1 pseudogene is annotated in these 1,161 nt (G+C 82.3%); it reads left to right on the top strand.

Features of this window, described 5'->3' with window-relative positions:
- Positions 1-1,161 (top strand): annotated as a pseudogene (locus NON00_RS24550) (hypothetical protein); the annotation flags it as partial.

The raw sequence follows: 1,161 nt of genomic DNA, 5'->3' as shown, positions 1-1,161 counted from the left end.
GGCCCAGGCGGAGCGCGCCCTGGCCCAGGCGGGTGCTGACCGGCTGAAGCAGGAGGCTGCCCTCGCCGCCGCCCGCGCCGCCGAGGCGGAGGCCGCCGTCGCCGGGGCCCTTGGCCCCGCCGCCGAGCAGCGCCACGCCCAGGCCGAGGCACTGGCCGGGGCCGCTGCCCAGGCGGAGCAGCTTCAGGCCGCCCTGGCGCGCCAGCACGCGGCGCTGTCCGCCGCCGGGGCCGCCGAGGAAGCGGCCCTGGCCCGCCACACCGCCGCCCAGGCCACGCGGCAGGCGGCGGAGCAGGCGGCGCGGGCGGAGCTTGCCGCGCATTGGGCCGCCGCGCTGCGTCCGGGCGAGCCTTGCCCCGTCTGCGGCGGGCGCGACCATCCGGCGCCGGCCAGGGTTGCCGCCGCCGCCGCCCCCGATCCGTCGGCCGCCGAGGCCGCCGAGGCGGGCGCCCGCCAGGAACTCGACCAGAAGCGCGCGGCGCGCGAGGCCGCCGCGCGGGCGTGGCAGCGCAGCCAGGACCGGCTGGCCGATCTCCAGGCCCGCCTGCCGGAGATCCCGGCACGGCCGGCGGCGGAGGCCGCCCTGGCCGAGGCCGCGCAAGCCCTGGAGGCGGCCCGTGCCGCCGCCGCCCGCCTGCCCGCCGCCCGTGCCGCGCTGGCCAAGGCCGAGGCGGCGCTCCAGGCCCAGGCGGAGGCCGTGGCCAAGGCCCAGGCGCGTCAGCGCGAGGCGCAGCTGGCCGCCGAAACCGCCCGCGCTCTGGCCGAGGCGCAGCGCGCCCGCCTGCCCGCCGCGGCGCGCGACCTCGCCGCGCTGGAGCATGCCCTGGCCGCCGCGCGCCAGGGTGCCGCAGCGCTGGACGACAGGCTGCGCCGGCAGGAGCGTGAGGAGGCCGCCGCCGAGAATGCGGTGGAGAATGCCCGCCGCGCCCAGGCCCAGGCGGAAGCGCGCCGGGAAGAAACCGCCACGGCCTGTGCCGCCGCCGCCGCCGCCCTGGAAGACGCCGCGCGGGCCGCCGGCTTCGCCGATGCCGCCGCCGCCCGCGCCGCGCAGCGCCCGCCCGCGCGGCAGGAGGCCCTGCGCGCCGAACTGGAGGATTTCCGGCGCGACTGGCATCAGGCCGAGGCGCGCCAGCAGGACACCGCCCGCGCGGCGGCGGGCAT

Source organism: Roseomonas sp. GC11 (assembly GCF_024437745.1).
Lineage (GTDB): Bacteria > Pseudomonadota > Alphaproteobacteria > Acetobacterales > Acetobacteraceae > Pseudoroseomonas.
This window is presented reverse-complemented; position numbering and strand designations above follow the sequence as displayed.